Origin of the sequence: Brevibacterium ammoniilyticum (assembly GCF_038429965.1) — a bacterium.
Lineage (GTDB): Bacteria > Actinomycetota > Actinomycetes > Actinomycetales > Brevibacteriaceae > Brevibacterium > Brevibacterium ammoniilyticum.
The window spans coordinates 307,817-326,501 of the sequence record NZ_BAABNP010000002.1 but is presented as its reverse complement, the minus strand read 5'-3'; the positions used below and the strand labels follow the sequence as shown (position 1 = coordinate 326,501).

15 protein-coding genes and 1 tRNA gene are annotated in these 18,685 nt (G+C 68.1%); 10 read left to right on the top strand and 6 right to left on the bottom strand.

Annotated features, from left to right (window positions below; translation table 11 throughout):
• Positions 1–164: 164 nt before the first annotated feature.
• Entirely contained in the window at positions 165–1,325 is a 1,161-nt protein-coding gene (gene serC, locus AAHA49_RS03505) for a phosphoserine transaminase (protein WP_167559862.1), read from the bottom strand.
• A 128-nt stretch (positions 1,326–1,453) separates the two neighbouring features.
• Between serC and pdxH the strand changes: the two genes are divergently transcribed.
• The 7 genes from pdxH (at position 1,454) to AAHA49_RS03470 (ending at position 9,181) form a co-directional block, all read left to right on the top strand.
• Positions 1,454–2,125: a pyridoxamine 5'-phosphate oxidase gene (pdxH, locus tag AAHA49_RS03500; protein WP_167559864.1), complete on the top strand. Its 672-nt coding sequence runs from the start codon at positions 1,454–1,456 to the stop codon at positions 2,123–2,125.
• A 250-nt stretch (positions 2,126–2,375) separates the two neighbouring features.
• A complete protein-coding gene (locus AAHA49_RS03495; protein WP_205772103.1) occupies positions 2,376–3,848 on the top strand; it encodes an aldehyde dehydrogenase family protein in 1,473 nt (490 codons plus the stop codon).
• A gap of 154 nt (positions 3,849–4,002) precedes the next feature.
• The gene (locus tag AAHA49_RS03490; protein ID WP_342037206.1) at positions 4,003–4,689 is read left to right on the top strand and encodes an iron-dependent transcriptional repressor DtxR; all 687 of its coding nucleotides are present in this window, start codon (positions 4,003–4,005) and stop codon (positions 4,687–4,689) included.
• A gap of 364 nt (positions 4,690–5,053) precedes the next feature.
• Entirely contained in the window at positions 5,054–5,866 is an 813-nt protein-coding gene (locus AAHA49_RS03485; RefSeq protein WP_167559869.1) for an NlpC/P60 family protein, read from the top strand.
• Positions 5,867–6,317: 451 nt separating this feature from the next.
• Positions 6,318–6,818: an HNH endonuclease gene (locus AAHA49_RS03480; protein ID WP_167559871.1), complete on the top strand. Its 501-nt coding sequence runs from the start codon at positions 6,318–6,320 to the stop codon at positions 6,816–6,818.
• Positions 6,819–7,003: 185 nt separating this feature from the next.
• Positions 7,004–8,068 (top strand): universal stress protein, encoded by a 1,065-nt coding sequence (locus AAHA49_RS03475; RefSeq protein WP_167559873.1) that lies wholly within the window; start codon positions 7,004–7,006, stop codon positions 8,066–8,068.
• Positions 8,069–8,155: 87 nt separating this feature from the next.
• Positions 8,156–9,181, top strand: coding sequence for a permease (locus AAHA49_RS03470; RefSeq protein WP_205772114.1), 1,026 nt, complete (start codon positions 8,156–8,158; stop codon positions 9,179–9,181).
• Positions 9,182–9,285: 104 nt separating this feature from the next.
• Here the strand turns inward: AAHA49_RS03470 and AAHA49_RS03465 are convergent.
• A tRNA-Arg gene (locus tag AAHA49_RS03465) sits at positions 9,286–9,361 on the bottom strand.
• 107 nt (positions 9,362–9,468) lie between these two features.
• On the opposite strand from AAHA49_RS03465, the gene AAHA49_RS03460 reads away from it, so the two are divergent.
• Positions 9,469–14,589, top strand: coding sequence for a DUF4011 domain-containing protein (locus tag AAHA49_RS03460; protein WP_342037205.1), 5,121 nt, complete (start codon positions 9,469–9,471; stop codon positions 14,587–14,589).
• The gene (locus AAHA49_RS03455) at positions 14,576–14,875 is read left to right on the top strand and encodes a hypothetical protein (protein ID WP_167559879.1); all 300 of its coding nucleotides are present in this window, start codon (positions 14,576–14,578) and stop codon (positions 14,873–14,875) included. Before AAHA49_RS03460 ends, AAHA49_RS03455 begins: the two co-directional genes overlap by 14 nt.
• A gap of 142 nt (positions 14,876–15,017) precedes the next feature.
• Here the strand turns inward: AAHA49_RS03455 and mscL are convergent, their stop codons facing one another.
• The 4 genes from mscL to AAHA49_RS03435 all read right to left on the bottom strand — a co-directional run bounded on the left by mscL (position 15,018) and on the right by AAHA49_RS03435 (position 17,715).
• Positions 15,018–15,482 carry a large conductance mechanosensitive channel protein MscL gene (gene mscL / locus AAHA49_RS03450; RefSeq protein ID WP_167559880.1) on the bottom strand — a complete coding sequence of 155 codons (465 nt, stop codon included), beginning with the start codon at positions 15,480–15,482 and terminating at the stop codon, positions 15,018–15,020.
• A gap of 181 nt (positions 15,483–15,663) precedes the next feature.
• Entirely contained in the window at positions 15,664–16,293 is a 630-nt protein-coding gene (locus AAHA49_RS03445) for an SAF domain-containing protein (protein WP_167559881.1), read from the bottom strand.
• Positions 16,294–16,440: 147 nt separating this feature from the next.
• Positions 16,441–16,746 carry an FmdB family zinc ribbon protein gene (locus AAHA49_RS03440; RefSeq protein WP_339393780.1) on the bottom strand — a complete coding sequence of 102 codons (306 nt, stop codon included), beginning with the start codon at positions 16,744–16,746 and terminating at the stop codon, positions 16,441–16,443.
• 168 nt (positions 16,747–16,914) lie between these two features.
• Entirely contained in the window at positions 16,915–17,715 is an 801-nt protein-coding gene (locus AAHA49_RS03435; protein ID WP_342037204.1) for a 5-formyltetrahydrofolate cyclo-ligase, read from the bottom strand.
• Positions 17,716–17,761: 46 nt separating this feature from the next.
• Between AAHA49_RS03435 and galU the strand changes: the two genes are divergently transcribed.
• Positions 17,762–18,664 (top strand): UTP--glucose-1-phosphate uridylyltransferase GalU, encoded by a 903-nt coding sequence (gene galU, locus AAHA49_RS03430; RefSeq protein ID WP_167559885.1) that lies wholly within the window; start codon positions 17,762–17,764, stop codon positions 18,662–18,664.
• Positions 18,665–18,685 lie beyond the last annotated feature (21 nt).

Sequence of the window (18,685 nt, the reverse complement as noted above, 5' to 3'; positions counted from 1 at the left end):
GCACCTCGAGAGTCACGGCACACCTGTAACCGTTTCTCGCACCCCAAGCGGCATTTCAGAGGTCTGGCTCCGCTCACCGCACCTTTAGCTCGACACACCACCCGTGCAAAGGTGGTTCATGGCGCTAAGGGTGAGGGTTGCGGTAGAACGCCGGCGCGCGCCCGCTACGCGAGGGCGTCGATGACGAAGTCGAGGCAGTTCAGCAGCGCCTTGACGTCTGCCGGGTCGACCGAGACGAACGTCGCGATGCGCAGCTGATTGCGCCCGAGCTTCCGGTACGGTTCGACGTCGACGATGCCGTTGGCCCGCAGTACCGAAGCCACGCGCGCGGCATCGACCGAGTCGTCGAAGTCGACGGTGGCGACGACCGAGGACCGGTCGGCGGGATCGGCGACATAGGGGTGGGCCACCTCGGCGGCATCGGCCCAGTCGTAGACGTAACCGGAGGTCTCACTGGTGCGCTCGGTGGCCCAGTCGAGGCCGCCGTTGCCGTTGATCCACTCGATCTGCTCGGCGAGCAGGAGCAGCGTGGCCACCGCAGGGGTGTTGTACGTCTGGTCCTTGCGCGAGTTCTCGATCGCGGTAACGAGGTCGAGCGACGCCGGGATCCAGCGCCCGGACTCCTTGATCTCCTCCGCCCGGGCAACGGCCTTGGGGGAGAGGATCGCGACCCACAGTCCGCCGTCGGAGCCCATGTTCTTCTGCGGGGCGAAGTAGTAGACGTCGGTCTCGGCGATGTCGACGGGCAGACCGCCGGCGCCGGAGGTCGCATCGATGACGACGAGTGCATCCTCGTCGATGCCCTCGGGGCGGGCGATCGTCGTCGCCACCCCGGTCGAGGTCTCGTTGTGCGGCCACGCGTAGACGTCAGCGCTGACCTCGCTGTCGCCGAGGCCTGCCGCCTCGAGCGCTGCCGGGGACGGGATCGCCGAGGTGCCCGGCTCGGCTGTCAGGATGAGCGATCGTTCGAGGTGGGGTGCGGTGTCGGTGGCCTTGGCGAACTTCTGTCCGAACTCGCCGAAGGTCGCATGCGCAGCGCGCTGCCTCACGAGTCCGAAGGCCGCGACGTCCCAGAACGCCGTCGATCCGCCGTTGCCGAGGACGACCTCGTAGCCCTCGGGCAGGTCGAAGAGCTCGGTCAGTCCGGAGCGGATCCGGGCGACGAGGCTTTTGACCGGCGCCTGTCGGTGGCTCGTGCCGAGCACGGTCGTCGCCGCGGAGTTCAGGGCCTCGATCTGGGCCGCGCGGATGCGGGCGGGACCCGATCCGAATCGTCCGTCGGCGGGCAGGAGTTCGTCTGGGATCGTCAGGTTCGCAGCAGTCACGCTCGCCATTCTAGGGGCACGCGAGTCCCCGCCCGCGGGCCGTCTCACCATGCGCGAACGGACGTCCTCGGCCCCTGCTGTCGACGGTCCGCGCAACCCCGACGGACCGCGGCCCGTAGAGTGGAGCCATGAGTGAGCCTGTCGACCGACTGGCCCAGACCCGGGCCTCCTACATCTCGTCCTCGTTCGATCGTCCCGAGGTCTCCCCGCTCGAGCTGTTCCGCACGTGGTACGACGAAGCCGCCGGCCAGGTCCGCGAACCCAACGCGATGACCGTCTCGACGCTCGACGAGTGGGGCCCGGTCGCCCGCATCGTTCTCCTCAAGGGCGTCGACCCCGCAGGCTTCGTCTTCTTCACCGACTACGACTCGGCCAAGGGGCGTCAGCTGCGCGCGGATCCGCGGGTCGCGGCGAACTTCCCCTGGCAGGACATGCACCGGCAGATCCGCATCCGGGGCCTCGCCGAGGAGGTCGCCCCCGCCGAGTCCGACGCCTACTTCTCCGTCCGCCCCCGCGGGTCGCAGATCGCTGCGAGCGTCTCGAAGCAGTCCCAGCCGGTCGGCGGGCGGGAGCAGATGGAGTCCGAGTACGCCGCCGCCGAGGCGGAGCTCGCCGGCCGCGACGTGCCCCGTCCCGAACACTGGGGCGGCTTCCGCATCCGGCCGTTCGAGATCGAATTCTGGCAGGGTCAGCAGAACCGCTTCCACGACCGCTGGGTCTTCCGCCGTGCCGATGGCAGTCATGACCCCGGCGACCTCGCCCGGTCGCAGGACTGGGACCTTGTCCGCCTCTACCCGTAAGCACCAGGACTCTGCGCCCTTAGCCATCCCCTCCCAGCGCCTCACTCCCTGACCACCCGTTCCCCGAAGTCCGCCCACACCACTAGAGTCCGTGTATACAGTCCCTTATATACAGACCCTGTTTCAGACAGACACTGAACCGCAGTCCTCGAACACCGACACAGACACCAGAAGAACCCCCGCGTCCCCCGGCCGCTCGCAGCGAGGTGAGCCGGCCCCAGGGAACGCCGACCCGCGCTAAGGAGCGTCGATGACCCAGACATCAGCAGCCACCACGACCGGAACCGAGGCCCTGTTCGACAACCTCATCGGCGGACAGCGCCGCGGATCCGAGGACCGCAGCCTCAACCGCAATCCGTCGGACCCGTCCGACGTCATCGGCAGCTTCGCCCGCGCCGATGCGCAGACCGTCGAGGACGCCATCGCCGCCGCCAATGCCGCGGCACCGGCCTGGGCGGACTTCCCCGCTCAGCAGCGGTTCGCGATCCTCGACACGGCCGGCACCCTCATCGCCGAGCGCGCCGACGAACTCGCCGACCTCCTCGCCCGGGAAGAGGGCAAGCAGCTCGGCGAATCCCGCGGTGAGGTGCTGCGCGCCTCCCAGATCTTCAAGTTCTTCGCCGGGGAGACCATCCGCAACACCGGGGAGATCATCGACTCCGTCCGCCCCGGCCTCACCGCCGAGATGACCCACGAACCCATCGGTGTCGTCGGAGTCATCACCCCGTGGAACTTCCCCATCGCCATCCCGGCCTGGAAGATCGCCCCGGCGCTCGCCTACGGCAACACCGTCGTCTTCAAGCCCGCCGAACTCGTACCCGGCTCGGCCTCGGCCCTCGTCGACATCCTCGTCGAGGCGGGACTGCCCGACGGCGTCATCAACCTCGTCATGGGACCCGGACGGATCGTCGGGGAGGTCCTCACCACCTCGGCGGACGTCGATGCGGTGACCTTCACCGGCTCCGTCGCCGTGGGACGCGGCGTCATCGCCGCAGCGAGCGAGCACGGCATCCGCGTCCAGTGCGAGATGGGAGGGAAGAACCCGCTCGTCGTCCTCGGCGATGCCGACCTCGAGGCCGCCGCCGACGCCGCGGTCAACGGGGCCTTCTTCTCCACCGGCCAACGGTGCACGGCCTCGTCCCGACTCATCGTCACCGACGACGTCCACGACGAGTTCGTCGGACTGCTCAAGGAGCGCATGGCGGGCCTGACGGTCGGCGACGCCCGCGCCGAGGGCACCGACATCGGCCCCGTCGTCTCCGAGGACCAGCTGCAGCAGGACCTGCGCTACATCGGCATCGCCCGCGACGAAGGGGGAGAGGTCACCGGCGGCGACCTCGTCGACGCGGCCACCGACGGGTACTTCCTCGCCCCCGCCCTCGTCACCGGGACCTCGGCTGGGGACACGATCAACGTCGAAGAGGTCTTCGGTCCCGTCGCCTCGGTGATCCGGGTCGCGGACTACGACGAAGCCCTCGCCGTGGCCAACGACACGGCCTTCGGGCTCTCGGCGGGCATCTTCACCTCGTCGCTGAAATATTCGACGCACTTCAAGCGTTATGCGCAAGCTGGAATGGTCATGGTCAACGCCCCCACCGCCGGTGTCGACTACCACGTCTCCTTCGGGGGTCGGAAGGGATCGAGCTACGGTCCCCGGGAGCAGGCACGGGCGGCGCGCGAGTTCTACACGGTGCACAAGACGGCGTACGTCAACGCGGGCTGAGAAGCGGCCCAGGCAACCGCCGCGATAGAATCGAGACGGATCGCAGCGGCTGCGAGGCATCGCAGTCGTTGCGGGGTCGCAAGACCTCTGAAGTGTGAGAACGCCTGACATGGTCACATGACCTGAAGACGAAGAGTGGAGTGGCTGGTCTTAAGTGAACGACCTCGTCGATACAACCGAAATGTACCTCAAATCGATCATCGAGCTCGAAGAGCAGTCGATCGTGCCGCTGCGCGCCCGGATCGCGGAGCGACTGGACCACTCCGGTCCGACCGTGTCGCAGACCGTGGCCCGCATGGAGCGCGACGGACTGCTCCACGTGAGCAATGACCGGCACCTCGAGCTCACCCCCGAAGGACGCCGCATCGCCACCGAGGTGATGCGCAAGCACCGTCTGGCCGAACGCCTGCTCGCCGACGTCGTCGGCCTCGAGTGGGAGCTCGTCCACGATGAGGCCTGCCGGTGGGAGCACGTGATGAGCGAGCAGGTCGAGCGCAAGCTCGTCGCACTCCTGCCCGACACGAGCTCCGGCCCGTACGGCAACCCGATCCCCGGACTCGACGTCATCGGCGCGGAGGCGAACACCGGCGCCGAGGTGGTCGACCTCGCGACCGCCGTCGCCCGTGACGGTGCGACGCAGCTGAGGATCGCGTGGCTGGCCGAACCCCTGCAGGTCGACACCCACCTGCTCCAGCAGTTCCAGGTGGCCGGGGTCATGCCCGGCACCGACGTCGAGATCACCCGCAACGGGGAGTACATCACCGTGCAGGTTCCCGGCGCCGAGGATGTCCTCGATCTTCCCGTCGAAACCGCCTCGCACGTCTTCGCCCACAAGAAGTGAGGCGAGCGATGTGATGGCGGTCACAGAATGATCGCGGACAGGTCTCGGCCTGTAACGAAAGCCTGACCGCAGCCGGCCCGGAGAGTGGACATCCACCCTCCGGGCCGGCTTCTGTAACGGTCAATGTTACGGAGAAATGAATCTCATTCACCGCTCTCACCTGCAGGCTTATGGAAAACCTCGGGGTTTCCCCACCGTGGTTGTGACAGAAACGTGACAATTGATCACTGATTGGTTACAGTTGTTGAGGTCGTCCGCGCAAGCGGCGGCTTCGCACCGGGAACCGCACGCCACGCCTGATGCGATACACACCCAAGGACCGAAGTGGCGGTCGGAGAGATCCGATAGGTGACGAGAGGAAAACGTGGCAACTAAGCACCATGGCCGCCGCGCCGCAGAGACCAAGGTCAAGACTCCGCTGACCGAGCTGACTGAACTCCTGAACGCCAACTCCGCCGTCTTCGGACGTCGCGCGGCCGTCGTCGCCGCCAGCGGTGGACTGCTCACCGCAGCCGTTCTCCCCGCTGCCGGTCAGGCCGGAGACGACAACGTCGCTGTCTCCGCCGACTCGAAGACCCAGGTCGCCGAATTCCAGAACCAGGCCGCCACCGTCGTCCCCGACGGCAGCGCCAAGGACAAGAAGGACGACTCGTCCTTCAGCGTCGACGTCCAGACCGTCACCGCCAAGCCTGCTCCTAAGCCCGAGCCGAAGCCGAAGAGCTCCGCTGCGGCCTCGAGCGATTCCGACTCCTCGAAGGCCTCGTCCAAGTCGAAGAGCGACAAGGGTGCGTCGAAGGACTCCGGTTCCGGCGACGTCAAGATCCCCGACGGTTCGAAGGCCCAGCAGGTCCTCGCCATCGCCAAGCAGTACGTCGGCACCCCCTACGTCTCGGGCGGCACCTCGCCCAGCGGCTGGGACTGCTCCGGCTTCAACTCGTACGTCTACGCCAAGGTCGGCGTCAACCTGCCCCGCACCTCGGGTGCCCAGGGCAGCGCCGGGGCGACCGTCTCGAAGTCCGAAGCCAAGCCGGGCGACCTCATCTGGAAGCCGGGACACATCGGCATCTACGCCGGCAACGGCATGATGTACGACGCCGGCAACCCGCGCGTCGACACCAGCTACCGCAGCATCGACTGGATGATCGCCGGCGGCGCGAAATTCGTCCGCGTCCTCTGATCACGCTCTGACGGGAACTCCCCGTTGCACTCGACGGTCCTCGAGTGCGGCGGGGAGTTTTCGCATCTGTGCACCCGCCTCGGTGCCGTGGTCGCGCGGGATGACGGCGCTCTGGCCTCGCGGGACGGTCGGGTGCAGGTGAACGCGCGGGAAAGATTCCGTGACCGGAGGGGTATGAATTCGGTCACAGGGGCGATCGGCGTTACTCTTGAGAAGATTGAGTTCCGTAAGCGATGGGAAATCCGATGGGACATAGTCGAATATTCCGGACGACCGCTCCAGGTTCTGGTGCGGAGTACATATCTGTGTCTGTGTCCGATTCCAAGGCGTTGTGCTGGTGCACGACGCCTTTTGCGTTCCCTGGCCCGGCTGCGTCTGCGGCGCTGCGCTCAGGGAGCGGACCGGCGTCCGCCATCGGCTCCCCATCGCCCATGAGAAGAGGGGGCGGGATATGAAGACTCTCGTGCTCAATGCCGGATACGAGCCGCTGTCGGTCGTGCCGTTCACCAGAGCCGTCGTTCTGGTGCTCACAGGCAAGGCGACGGTGCTGGCCGCCGATGACGCTCCGGTGAGATCGCAGCACGTGAGTCTCGACCAGCCCTCGGTCATCCTCCTCACCCGCTACGTCAGACCCCCGCGCGATCGCAGGGTCTCACTGTCGCGTCGCGGAGTCCTGCGCCGGGACAACCATCGCTGCGCGTACTGCACGCGACCGGCGAGCACCGTCGACCACGTCGTCCCCCGGTCCCGCGGAGGCGGCAACACGTGGGAGAACCTCGTCGCGTGCTGCCGAGACTGCAACAACCGCAAAGGCGACCGCACGCTGTCCGAGATCGGCTGGAAGCTCGGCTTCTGCCCGAAGGAGCCGCGCGTGGGACAGTTCTGGATGCGCGGGATCGATAAGCCCGTCGAACAGTGGCGGCCCTTCCTCGAGATGAACCACGCGGCCTGAGTCCGCGTTGCCTCAGGGGTGGTGCGCCGAGCGCCGGCGCACCCTACCGGCAGGCGTCTGACCGGTGAGGATGCCGTCCGCAGTGTGACCAGAAACGGATAACGATGTGACATCGTCAGCCGTGCTGACATCTTTGTGATCTAGGGTGGACTCAGAGAAATTCGCTGCGACTTGAGGAGCGTGCGATGTCAGAGCAGGACCGCAGTCACGATGCCACGTCGTCGCCTGCCGGTGAGCCCGAAGCGGTGGTCGTCGGCATCGACGGCTCGCCCCCGTCGAGGAACGCGCTCAACTGGGCGATCCAGGAGGCCCGTTCCCTGGGCAAGCCGATCCGGCTCGTCGGCGCCTACACCATTCCCAGCGTCGCTGCCGCGGCCATCGACGTCTCCTACGTCCCCATCGACGACTCCGCGATCCGCGCGTCGGTGACGAACACCCTCAAGGAGGCCGCCGCCGAGGTCAAGGCCGCCGGCGTGCCCGTCGAAGCCGTCATCGAAGTCGGGGATGCCGCCGGGGTCCTCATCGACGAATCGAAGTCCGCGTGCCTGACCGTCGTCGGCTCCCGTGGTCGGGGCGGGTTCGCCGGTCGCCTCCTCGGCACGGTCTCGAGTGCGCTGCCGGCCCACTCCGCGTGCCCGACCGTCGTCGTCCCCGCATCATGGCAGGCCGACACCGAGAAGCCGGCCCATCCGACATCGTCGCGTCCGATCCGTCAGGACGGCTTCGAGGTCGAGGAGTCCGATCCCGACGCCGAGGCGGTCGAGGGTCTGCGCTTCGACGGCAAGGTCGTCGTCGGGGTCGACTCCCTCGGCGCCGAGTCGCCCGCCCTGTGGAAGGCAGCTCGCCTGGCCGTGCGCCGCGGTTCGCCCCTGCACATCGTCGCCGTCATCACGACGACCGTGATCGGTCCCGAATGGCTGCCGAGCACCGCCGACCTCGAGCGCCTCATCAACGAAGGCGCCGACAAACTCGTCGTCGCCAAGCAGCGCGTGAAGGCGGAGTTCCCCGACCTCGACGTCACGTGGACCCTCTTCGACGGTCAGCCCGCCGAGGTGCTCGTTCGGGCCTCCGACACCGCCGAGGTGCTCGTCATCGGTTCACGCGGACGCGGCGGGTTCGCCGGCCTCCTGCTCGGGTCGACCTCGCAGTCGGTGCTGCCGTACTCGCAGTGCCCGACGATGGTCGTCCGGGTCTCTCGCGATGCCAACAAGCGCCGTGAGGACGGAGAGATCCCCGAACCGGGTCTCTGATCGGTGGAATCGACGACGAACGAGTCCGCGGCTGCGGCTGCCCGGACAGCGGCCGTACCTGCGGCCCCGGCGGCTGAGCGTCGCCGGTTGCGCGCCGCGGACTGGGCGGGACTGACGATCCTCGTCATCCTCCTCGGCGTGGGCCTGACCTGGTCGAAATGGCTGCCGTACTGGGACAAAGCCCAGACGATGTCCGAGACCTCGGTCTGGGAGGGTGCCCCGCTCTTCGACGTCGCCGGTCAGGCGATGTCCGTGTCCGGGGCGTGGGACTTCACGCTCGCGTATTTCCTGGCCGTGTGGAAGGCGCTCGTCGTCGCCCTCCTCGTCGCCGCGGCCATCGACGCGCTCGTGCCCCGGGACTGGCTGCTGCGGGTGATGAACCGGCGGCATGCCGCAACCCAGTCGCTCGTCGGGGCGACTCTGTCCCTGCCGTCGATGATGTGCACGTGCTGTGCGGCTCCCGTGGCAGCGGGCCTGCGCCGGACCGGGGTGACGCGCAGCGCTGCGCTGGCGTACTGGGTGGGCAATCCGCTGCTCAACCCTGCGGTCCTCGTCTTCCTCGCCCTCGTCCTGCCGTGGCAGTACCTGGGCGTGCGCCTCGTCGTCGGGCTGCTCATCGCTGTCGGGGCGAGTGCCCTCATCGGAACCTGGATTGCGGGACGCGGCAGGGACGTCAACGTCCCGCAGCCGGACGAGCCTGCGGAACTCTCGTCGATGCCTCGGCGATACCTGCGGTCGCTGTCGCGGTTCACCCTCATCCTCGTCCCTGAGCATCTCGTGCTCGTCTTCGTCATCGGCCTCATCGCTCCGTGGCTGACCGGACTCTACGGTGTGGAGGCGCAGCTCGGGGCGGTCGCGATCATCGTCGCCGCCGTCGTCGGCACGCTGCTCGTCATCCCGACCGGGGGAGAGATCCCGATCATCCTCACGCTGCTGGCCGCCGGTGCCGGCGCGGGAACGACGGGTGCGCTGCTCATCGCGCTGCCTGCGCTGAGCCTTCCCTCGATGGTCATGGTCGGCAGGACGATGGGCTGGAAGGCGACGTTGGCCATGGGAATCGCTGTGATGATCGGGTCGGTGCTCGCCGGACTGCTCGTGCTCGCGCTGACGTGAGGTGGTGTGGCGGGAAGAGCTGCGGCGAGAACAGCGCCGATGCGGTGCTGGAGGCTGCTCCGTCGAAGCGATTGCTGCCGCGTTCGCTGCGATGATGAAATGCGTGGCGCCCCCGGCGCGATTCGAACGCGCGACACCCGCTTTAGGAGAGCGGTGCTCTATCCCCTGAGCTACGGGGGCGATGTGGCTGTCGTCAACCACGATCACCCAGTGTAGCGTAGAAGAAACCTCGATGTTCCACGGTGTGCCAGCACCTGTTATGCGTAGTTTCTCGTTAGGGTCGAACTGTGCCAGATACCGTTGTTGACGATCAGTACCCAGAGCTCGGGGGCGCGTTCGCCGAGTGGAAAGAGCAGGCCGCCCACCTCGGCGGTCGCGACACCATGCTCCATTTCCGGGACTCTCGCGACGGCAGCATCGACCTCTCCGGAGCACATCCGTCGGGCCTCGCCCAGCTGCTCGCCGGTCGCCCCACCCGACTCTCGAGCCTGATCCGCGACCACGAGATCCTCGCCGACGCCCGCCGTCGAGCCCGGTCGATCCGGTCGAAGGCAGAACAGCTCGACAACGAACGCGGCATCCGCGCCGCGCATCTGGCCATCGGCTTCGCGTCGTGGACGGAGAAGGACTCCAAGTTCAAGTTCAACGCCCCCGTCGTGCTGCGCCACATCACGCTGGTGCCGCGCGGTTCGCGCGTCGAGGACTACGAGATCGTCCTCGGCAACGAGATCACCATCAACCCGGCCCTCGTCCGCCACCTCGCCGAGGTGTACGACCTCGACGTGCCCGTCGACGAATGGGTCGACGCCACCGGGGGACCCCACGGCTTCGACCCGGGCCCGGCCCTCGACCGCCTCCGCGACCTCGCCCAGGCCGTGCCGGGCCTGCGCATCAACCACCGGTTCATCGTCTCGACGTTCGCGAACATCGCAAGCGCCTTCACCGGCGACTACCTGCCCACGCAGCATCCCATCCTCCGGGCGCTGGCCGGCGACGACGAGGTCCGCGGACAGTTCGGCGGCGGTTCGACCGTGCCCTGCCGCACCCCACGCTCAACGGGTGACACGGCGAAGAAGGCCTCGGAAAGGGGTGCCGGGCCGGCGGAGTCAGCCGAGTCGGTTGAGTCGACGTCGCCGGCGAAGACATCCGGTGACTCGTCGACGTCCGACGAGCGGAGCGCCGAGTCGACCGGTGTGACACCGACGGCGAAATCCGGTGAGACTGCATCGGCAGCGACACCGGCATCGACCGGGGTCTCTTCGAGGTCGACTGATTCTTCGACCGCCGGCGACGGTTCGACGGCAGGCGGGGACTCGACGGTAGGCAGCGACTCGACCGCTGGCGACGACCCGAAGGCGGGTGACGACGCGACCACCGCTGGCGGCGACTCGAAGACAGGTGACGACTCGACCACGGCTGGCGACGCGAAGTCGGGCAGTGCTCAGGCACCTGCTGGGACAGAAGTCGGGAAGAGCGATGCCGCTGCGGACGCAGGGAGCTCGGAAGATGACCCCAAAGCGCCGGCCCGTGAGAAGGACTCCGGCGGTGGCGCATCCGAAGCCAACACCGGCACCAAGAACGACGTCGGCGCGAAGACCGACACCAAGAACGACACCGACGCCAAGACGGACGCCGACTCCACAGCCGATGCCAAGCCGAAGGCTGACACCGAAGCCGGCATCGCTGACGCGAAAGCCGACATCACGGCCGATGCCGGCACCAAAATCACGGCCGACGCCGGCACCGAAGACGATGTCGACGCGAAGACTGACACCGGTGGGAAGCCGTCCTCCGGTCCCGCGTCGAGGACTGCCGCTGCACCGGCAACCGATGACGAGGACGAACTCGGCGAACCGACGGTGCCGATCACCTCGGCGAGCTCTGGCTCAGCCACGACTTCGCACCGAACGGCACAGGAACCCTCGGCTGTGCGCACCGAGGACCCCTCGGCCACCGACGCTCGGCAGGCTGCGGCCGATGAGGACTTCGTGCCCGCCGCCCTCAAGGAACCCGTCACCCCGCTGCCCGACCGGAAGCCGCAGGAGGAGTTCCTCGTCATCGACGTCGACGGCGACCAGCAGGCCGTCGTCGATGCGGCGGTCTCGGGTCGCTCCGTCGTCGTCGACACCCCTCCGGGAACCGGCGCCACCCAGGTCGCCGTCGCCGTCGCGACGACGCTGGCGCACACGGGCAAGAGCGTGCTCTTCCTCGCCCAGACCGCCGATGCCCTCGACGACTTCTCGGCCCGCCTCGGCGAGGTCGGGCTGGGCGACTTCGCCGTCGACACCCGCGAAGGCGCCGAGCACATCAAACGTCAGCTCATCGACCTCATCGGCTCCGCGGAACGAGCCGAACGCCCCGACCTCGGCGGCCTGCTCTCCGAACTCAACGAGCAGCGGGCTACCCTGACCGACCACGTCACCTCTCTGCACCGGCGGCGCCAGCCGTGGGACGTCTCCGTCTACGAGACTATGCAGCACCTCGCCGAACTCACCTCCGGCGACGACTCGCCGCAGACCGGTGTGCGCTTCGGTGAGGACATCCTCGAAGCCAGCGACGACCGCCGGCACGCACTGCGCGGGAAACTCGGTGAGCTCGCCGGACTCGGCGCCTTCACCCTCGACGTCGAGGACACCGTCTGGTTCGGCGCCGACCTCAAATCCGTCGACGAGGCCGAAGCCGCCCGCACCGTGGCCGAACGCCTCGGCCGCACGCTGCCCGACCTCGTCACCGCCGTCGAACCCGTGCTCGCCAAGGCCAAGCTCAACCCCCGCCGCAACCTCGACGACTGGTCGCGGGCGATCAAGGTCCTCCTCCGGGTGCGCACGACCCTCGACAGCTTCGCCCCCGACGTCTACGACCACCGCCTCGACGACCTCATCGCCGCGACCGGGACCGCGGACTACCGGGCCGAACTCGGCGTCGAGATGGGCATGCTCCAGCGCAAGCGGCTGAAGAAGTCCGCGCAGGAGTTCCTCCGCCCCGGCGCCGACGTCGCCGACCTCCACTCGGCGCTCATCGACGTCCGCGCTCAACGGGTCATCCTCCGCGACCTCGCCGGTCACGACGGCCGTCCGCAGATCCCGCGCGGTGTGCTCGAAGCCGACGAGATCCTCCAGGGGGTCGAAGCCGACGTCGCGAAACTCGCCCCTGTGCTCGAGACGACCCCCGACGGCGGCGACCTCGGCGCGATGCTCATCGAAGAGCTCACCGCGCGCGCCGAGGCGATGGGCGGGGACTCGGAGAACCTCGCGGACCTGCCCGAACGCTCACGCCTGCAGCGGGAGCTCACCGATGAGGGCCTCTCCGAACTCATGACCGACCTGCGCCGGCGCAAGGTCGAGAACCACCTCGTCGGACCCGAATTCGATCTCGCCTATTGGGCGTCGGTCCTCCAGTCGATGGCCGGCGAGGATCCGAAGATCGGCCGCCACGACGGTGCTGCCCTCCACGAGGTCGCCGAAGGATTCCGGGAGAACGACCGGGCCTTCGTCGCCGCCGGCGCCGGGCGCCTGCGCTACAACCATTCGCAGGCGTGGAAGCGCGGCATCGACGCCGACCCGATCGCTGCCGGGGTCATCAAGCAGGAGCTGCTCTCCCCGCACACCTCCGTCCAGCGGATGTCGACGAAGGCGCCCGAACTGCTCACCACGCTCGCGCCGGTGTGGATGGCCAGCCCGTACACGGTGCCCGAGCTCTTCGCGGCACTCCCGCTCTTCGACGCCGTCGTCATCGCCGACGGCGGGCGGCTCTCGATCGCCGACGTCGTCCCCGGCATCACGCGTGCCCGCCAGGTCGTCTCGCTCGGCGACTCGCGGCTGCTGGGACCGCGCCCGTTCTCGATCGCCGTCGACCGGTGGGGACCCGACGAAGCCGAGCATCCGGACTCGGTGCAGGACCGCCTCGGCGAATTCCTGCCGCGGATGCGGCTGGCGAACTCCTACCGCCTCTCACCGGTGGGTCTCATCGACCTCGCGAACAGGCACTTCTACGATTCGACGATCTCGACCCTGCCGACCGCGCACACCGGCGAGGGAACCGGGCTCGAGTTCTCCTACGTCGCCGATGGGCGCGGGCCCACCGACATCGGCACGGGCCGGGTCGAAAGCCCGGACGCCGAGGTCAAACGCGTCGTCGAACTCGTGCTCAAACATGCGCGGACCCGGTCCAGGGAGTCCCTGGCCGTGGTCGCCCTCACCCCGCACCATGCGCAGCGGATCGCCACAGCGATCTCGCGGGCGATGAAGGATCTGCCGTACGTGGCAGCCTTCTTCAACGACCCCGCGAAGGAGCCGTTCGTCGTCACCGACGCCGAACGCGTCCAGGGGATGTCACGGGATGCCGTGATCTTCTCGCTCGGCTACGGGCGCACCGTCCACGGCCGGGTCATCAACGACTTCGGTCCGCTCTCCGGCCCCGACGGCGACCGCATCCTCGCCGCCGTCGTCACCCGCGCACGCAAACGACTCACCGTGGTCTCGAGCATCGAGGCCGAGGACTTCGACGCGGCGAAGCTCAGCGGAGGAGCACAGCTGCTGCCGCGCCTGTTCGAGGAGATCGCCGGCGGCGGCGTCCGCCAGCCCGGCCCCCACGGGGAGATCTACGACCCGCTGTTCAACGACATCGCCGACCGTCTCCTCCAGCTCGGCGTCGTCGCCCACGAGCACTACAACGGCATCGACCTGGCCGTGGCGAACTCCGCCGAGGACGAGCACGGGATGATCATCGCCGTCTCCGGAGACGGCCCCGACTACGCCTCGATCCGCAGTCTGCGCCAGCGCGACCGGGTTGTTCCCGAGCAGCTCGAACGCCGCGGATGGAAGTTCATGCGCGTGTGGTCGACCGATGCGTTCGTCGACCCGCAGGCCGAGACCGAGAAGATCTTCGACGCCTGGAAGTCCACGGTGGAGACGATGAGCCCGCAGGCGATCCTCAACGCCGCCCGCGCTGCCTCCGTCGTCGTCGGACGCACCGGCAGCCGCCCGAAGCTCGTCCCCGGCCTGCCGATGCACAAGTACTCCGACCAGGGTCTTGACGAGATGATCGACTGGATCCAGTCCGATGCCGTCGTCCGCGGCGACGGAGAGATCAAGGAGCTCCTGCGCACGGCGCTCGCCCAGAAGAGCAACACACCCCGCGGGGAGACCCAGCTGCAGGCAGCCGTCGACCGCTATCGTCAGCGCCATGCGCAGGCGAAGAAGGTCACCGGCGCCGAGGTGTTCATCCCCTCCGCCGATGCGCGCGGTCCCGTCGAGGGCGAGGTCATCCCCACCTTCGACACCGAACAGATCCGTGCCGAATCGCTGCGCGACGCGGGGCTCATCGAGGCCGACGACGTCGATTCCGAGTCGGGTTCGGGATCGGCGGACGGCCGGGACTCCTCGGCGAGCACCGATGACCGACCCTGAGCCCGGGGCAGAGTCCGAGCCCGGGCGTGATCCCGAGCGCGAGCCTGAGCCCGAGTCCGAGCCTGGGCGTGATCCCGGGTCCGAGAGTGAGCCCGAATCCGATTCGCCTGACGGCGAGACCGGCACCTCGGGCTCGTCCGACGAGGGCGACGATGAGCGTGAGAAGAAGGCGCGCCTCGAGCGTGCGCTGCGCGCGTATCGAGCGACGCTGCGCAACGAAGCCGAATCGGGCACGACAGGATTCAGTGCCGAACACTACCGGTCGCAGAAACCCCCGCACTGGTGACGCGGTACGGCTGATGCCGGCTCGGCCGGCCGACATACCGGGGTGACGAGGACCCCGGACAGCGACGAGGGCCCGCTTCCCAGTGTGGGAAGCGGGCCCTCGTGCATGTGCAGCCTCAGGGGCTGCACCGATCACGGTCGGATCAGTGGCGCGGCGGTTCGTTCGGGTCGGTGTATCCACCCTGACCCGGGGTGCCGCCTGCAGGACCGGCGTTGGCGGCGGCCTGGTTGCGGAGGAGATCGCGGATGTCGCCGAGGAGGTCCTCAGCGGTCGGGGGCACCTCGGACTCGGGCACGCCGCGCTTGCGCATCTCGTTGAGCTTGTTCATCGGAACGATGATGATGAAGTAGACGATGGCGGCGACGATGAGGAAGTTGATCGCGGCGGTGATGACCGCACCGATGTCGATCGTCGTCTCAGGCACGCCGGGCTTGAGCGTGAAGCTCAATGCGGGGCCTTCTGCGCCGCCGACGGCAGCGATGAGGGGGTTGATGATCTTGTCGGAGAACGCCGTGACGATGGCGGTGAACGCGCTGCCGATGATGACAGCGGTCGCCAGTTCGACGACATTCCCCTGGAGAATGAAGTCCCTGAAACCCTTAAGCATTAGCGGCACCCTTTCGGTGGTGTGAGCAATAATGCGACTCTAATCTTGCAATGAAGGTTACATAGTACACACCAACTCCACATCCCAACACTGTTGACATGCGAATAGCCAATGACTAATCGGGGTCACCAGGGCCCGCCAGGATGCCGCCGCTGCCGGTTTCGGCAATTCGAGAACGGGCTCATTGCGGCAGGATTGCAAAGCTGATCGGCAACCCCGCGAATTCCGCAATCCGACCCGCATCGTCGGGGGAGAGGATTACCGAGACAAGCTGTCCTGATTCTGCTGTGACGCCGTTCTCCTTCTCGATGATCCGGGCGATCGTGACCTCGTCGACGACGACCTCGGAACCGCCCTCGGGAAGGGAGCTGAACAGACGGATCCGCTGACCGGGGGCGAGGAGTCCGGCGGACTCGTCGTCGGCGAGCCGCACCGGCATGATGAGGTCGGTGGTGCCGTCGGGCAGCGCCTGCTGGTCGAGGACAGCCGCCCGGGTCAGAGGCGATCCCTTCGACACACCCGCGGAGGTGCGCTTGTCCAGAGCGTCGTCGACGGCGGTGAACGATTTGCTCGGCACGAAGTCACGGGGATAGTCGACGAGCGCGAGGTCGGCGGCGGTGAGCTGAGTGCCGGGGGCGAGGTCAGCGGCGGCGACGACCACCGGAGTGTCGCCCTGGCTCGGGGTGAGCTGCCACGCGAGCAGGGCGCAGGCGAGGGCGATGCACACTGCGGCGAGGAGCCTGCGCGGTCGCACCCGCAGGGACAGCGGACCGCCTGCCGCTCGAGCCGTGAGCCGATCGAGGAGCTTCATGCTCTGAGCGTGCGCAACCCAGACGGTCGATGGCAAGGGATGAGAAATCCCCTGTGGACAGTCATCTGTCGTCCACAGGGGATCTGAGCATGAGTGGCCGGGCCGTCCCCAGCCGTGCGCACATGAGTCGCAGGGGAGCCGAGCGGCTCAGTTCGTCGCTGAAGCGCCCGCCTTCGCCGGGGCTGCCGACGACTCTGACTTCGACGCAGAGTCGGAGGAGGTGGAGCTCGAGTCCTTCGACGAGGAGCTTGCCGGGGCGACCGAGCTCGAGGTGCTCTTGCGGGAGTCGGTGGCATAGAAGCCCGAGCCCTTGAAGCTGATGCCCACGGTGCCGAAGACCTTCTTCAGCTGGCCCTGGCATTCCGGGCAGATCGTCAGCGAATCGTCGCTGAAGTCCTGGTGGACATCGAATTTGTGGCCGCAGCTCTTGCATGCGTACGAATAGACGGGCATAGAGAACCTTTCCTCAACGTGAAGAGTATAGTGCACCGGCCCGTTCCGCCGTCTCTCGCTCTCACCGACCCTGTGCGCTTCTCCACAGTCCAACGCGCACGAGTGGGGGTTTATTTCGCGGGCGATCGAGGCCGGACGGTGAGGACGACCTGTCGCCGGCGACCCCGTTCAGAGCACGCGCAGACCGTCCTCGGTGATCGCCTCCGGGACTCGGAGATCCCACGGTTCGACGACGAGGCCGGGCAGATCGGCCTCCTCGGCGAAGCACACACCGACCACGCGCGGACCCGCAGAATCGGGGGGCTGTGCGTGCGAGCGCGACGGCCCGGGCGGCGCATCCCCGATAGATGCGTCCAGGGGCGGCACGTCGCCCAGCGGCACCTCTCCCAGCGGCCCGAACGTCCTGTCGTAGAACCCTCCGCCGTTGCCCAACCGTGCCCCGCCGGCACCGAAGCCGAGGGCAGGGACGAGGAGGAGGTCGGGCGCCGCCTCGGCGAAGAGGCTCGACGCACTGTGCTCGGCCCGCGGTTCGCGGATGCCCCACCGGCCCTGCGGGGTGAGTTCGGCCATCGGTGCTCTCACCTCGCCGAATTGGAGGGCCTCACCGATGCGGGTGACGACAGGGAGGAAGACCCGGGCCCCGCGCTCCCGCAGGCCGTCGACGACGGTGTCGACATCGGGCTCACCGGGAAGGGCCGCATACGCGACGACGATCCGTCCGGAGAGGTCGGCGCTCGGCCACCAGTGGTCGAGCGTCGAGCGCACGGCGTCGGAGATCGACGGGGAGAGGGCAGACGATGGAGGCGCGGGGGGCGGCGATCGCAGGTCGGCGACCGACGAGGCGGGGGCGGCCGCCTCGGCGGGAGAGGCACCGGAATCGTCACTGTGCGCGCCCCACTGACGCGCACGAGCTGACCGGCGGGCCCGGATCAGGGCCCGCAGCTCTGCCTTCGAGGAGACGGGATCCACGCCCTTCAGCCTAACCGGTGGGGCGGGCATGGCTAAGATGAAGGGCATGACTGATCAATCTCGCAGCACCGTGCGCAAGGCCGTGATCCCCGTGGCCGGCCTGGGAACCCGCTTCCTCCCCGCGACGAAGGCGACGCCGAAGGAGATGCTCCCCGTCGTCGACAAGCCGGCCATCCAGTACGTCGTCGAGGAGGCGGTGTCTGCGGGTCTGCAGGACGTCCTCATGATCACCGGGCGCAACAAGCGCCCCCTCGAGGACCACTTCGACCGCGTCGACGGACTCGAAGCGGCGCTGGCGAAGAAGGGCGACGACAAGAAGCTCGCCGCCGTTCGGCACTCCTCGGAGCTCGGAGACATCCACTACGTCCGGCAGGGCGACCCCAAGGGTCTCGGCCATGCTGTGCTCAAGGGCCGCCAGCACGTCGGCGACGAGCCGTTCGCGGTCCTCCTCGGCGATGACCTCATCGACGAACGCAGCCCGATCCTGCCGACGATGATCGACGTCACGGAGCGGACCGGCGGCAGCGTCGTGGCGCTCATGGAGGTTCCCCCGGAGTCGATCCACCTCTACGGCTGCGCGGCCGTCGAGGAGACCGACGAGGACGGCGTCGTCAGGATCACCGGCCTCGTCGAGAAGCCGGCACAGGAGGAGGCGCCGTCGAACCTCGCGATCATCGGCCGCTACGTCCTCGCTCCGGAGATCTTCGACGTCCTCGAGACGACCGCGCCCGGCCGCGGCAACGAGATCCAGCTCACCGACGCCCTGCAGACGCTCGCCGAGGATGAGTCCAGCCACGGCGTCTACGGCGTCGTCTTCTCCGGCGACCGCTACGACACGGGCGACAAGCTCGACTACCTCAAGGCCGTCGTGCAGATCGCGTGCTCGCGCGACGACCTCGGCGAGGATCTCAAGGGATGGCTCAAAGAGTACGTGGCCGAACTCGACTGAGTGCCCGTGGCTTCGCTGTCT

Bases quoted from the DNA above. Each gene is read 5' to 3' on its own strand.
- pdxH (WP_167559864.1), top strand. From the start codon at position 1,454: ATGAGTGAGCCTGTCGACCGACTGGCCCAGACCCGGGCCTCCTACATC.
- AAHA49_RS03495 (WP_205772103.1), top strand. From the start codon at position 2,376: ATGACCCAGACATCAGCAGCCACCACGACCGGAACCGAGGCCCTGTTC.
- AAHA49_RS03480 (WP_167559871.1), top strand. From the start codon at position 6,318: ATGAAGACTCTCGTGCTCAATGCCGGATACGAGCCGCTGTCGGTCGTG.
- AAHA49_RS03475 (WP_167559873.1), top strand. From the start codon at position 7,004: ATGTCAGAGCAGGACCGCAGTCACGATGCCACGTCGTCGCCTGCCGGT.
- AAHA49_RS03455 (WP_167559879.1), top strand. From the start codon at position 14,576: ATGACCGACCCTGAGCCCGGGGCAGAGTCCGAGCCCGGGCGTGATCCC.
- mscL (WP_167559880.1), bottom strand. From the start codon at position 15,482: ATGCTTAAGGGTTTCAGGGACTTCATTCTCCAGGGGAATGTCGTCGAA.
- AAHA49_RS03445 (WP_167559881.1), bottom strand. From the start codon at position 16,293: ATGAAGCTCCTCGATCGGCTCACGGCTCGAGCGGCAGGCGGTCCGCTG.
- AAHA49_RS03440 (WP_339393780.1), bottom strand. From the start codon at position 16,746: ATGCCCGTCTATTCGTACGCATGCAAGAGCTGCGGCCACAAATTCGAT.
- galU (WP_167559885.1), top strand. From the start codon at position 17,762: ATGACTGATCAATCTCGCAGCACCGTGCGCAAGGCCGTGATCCCCGTG.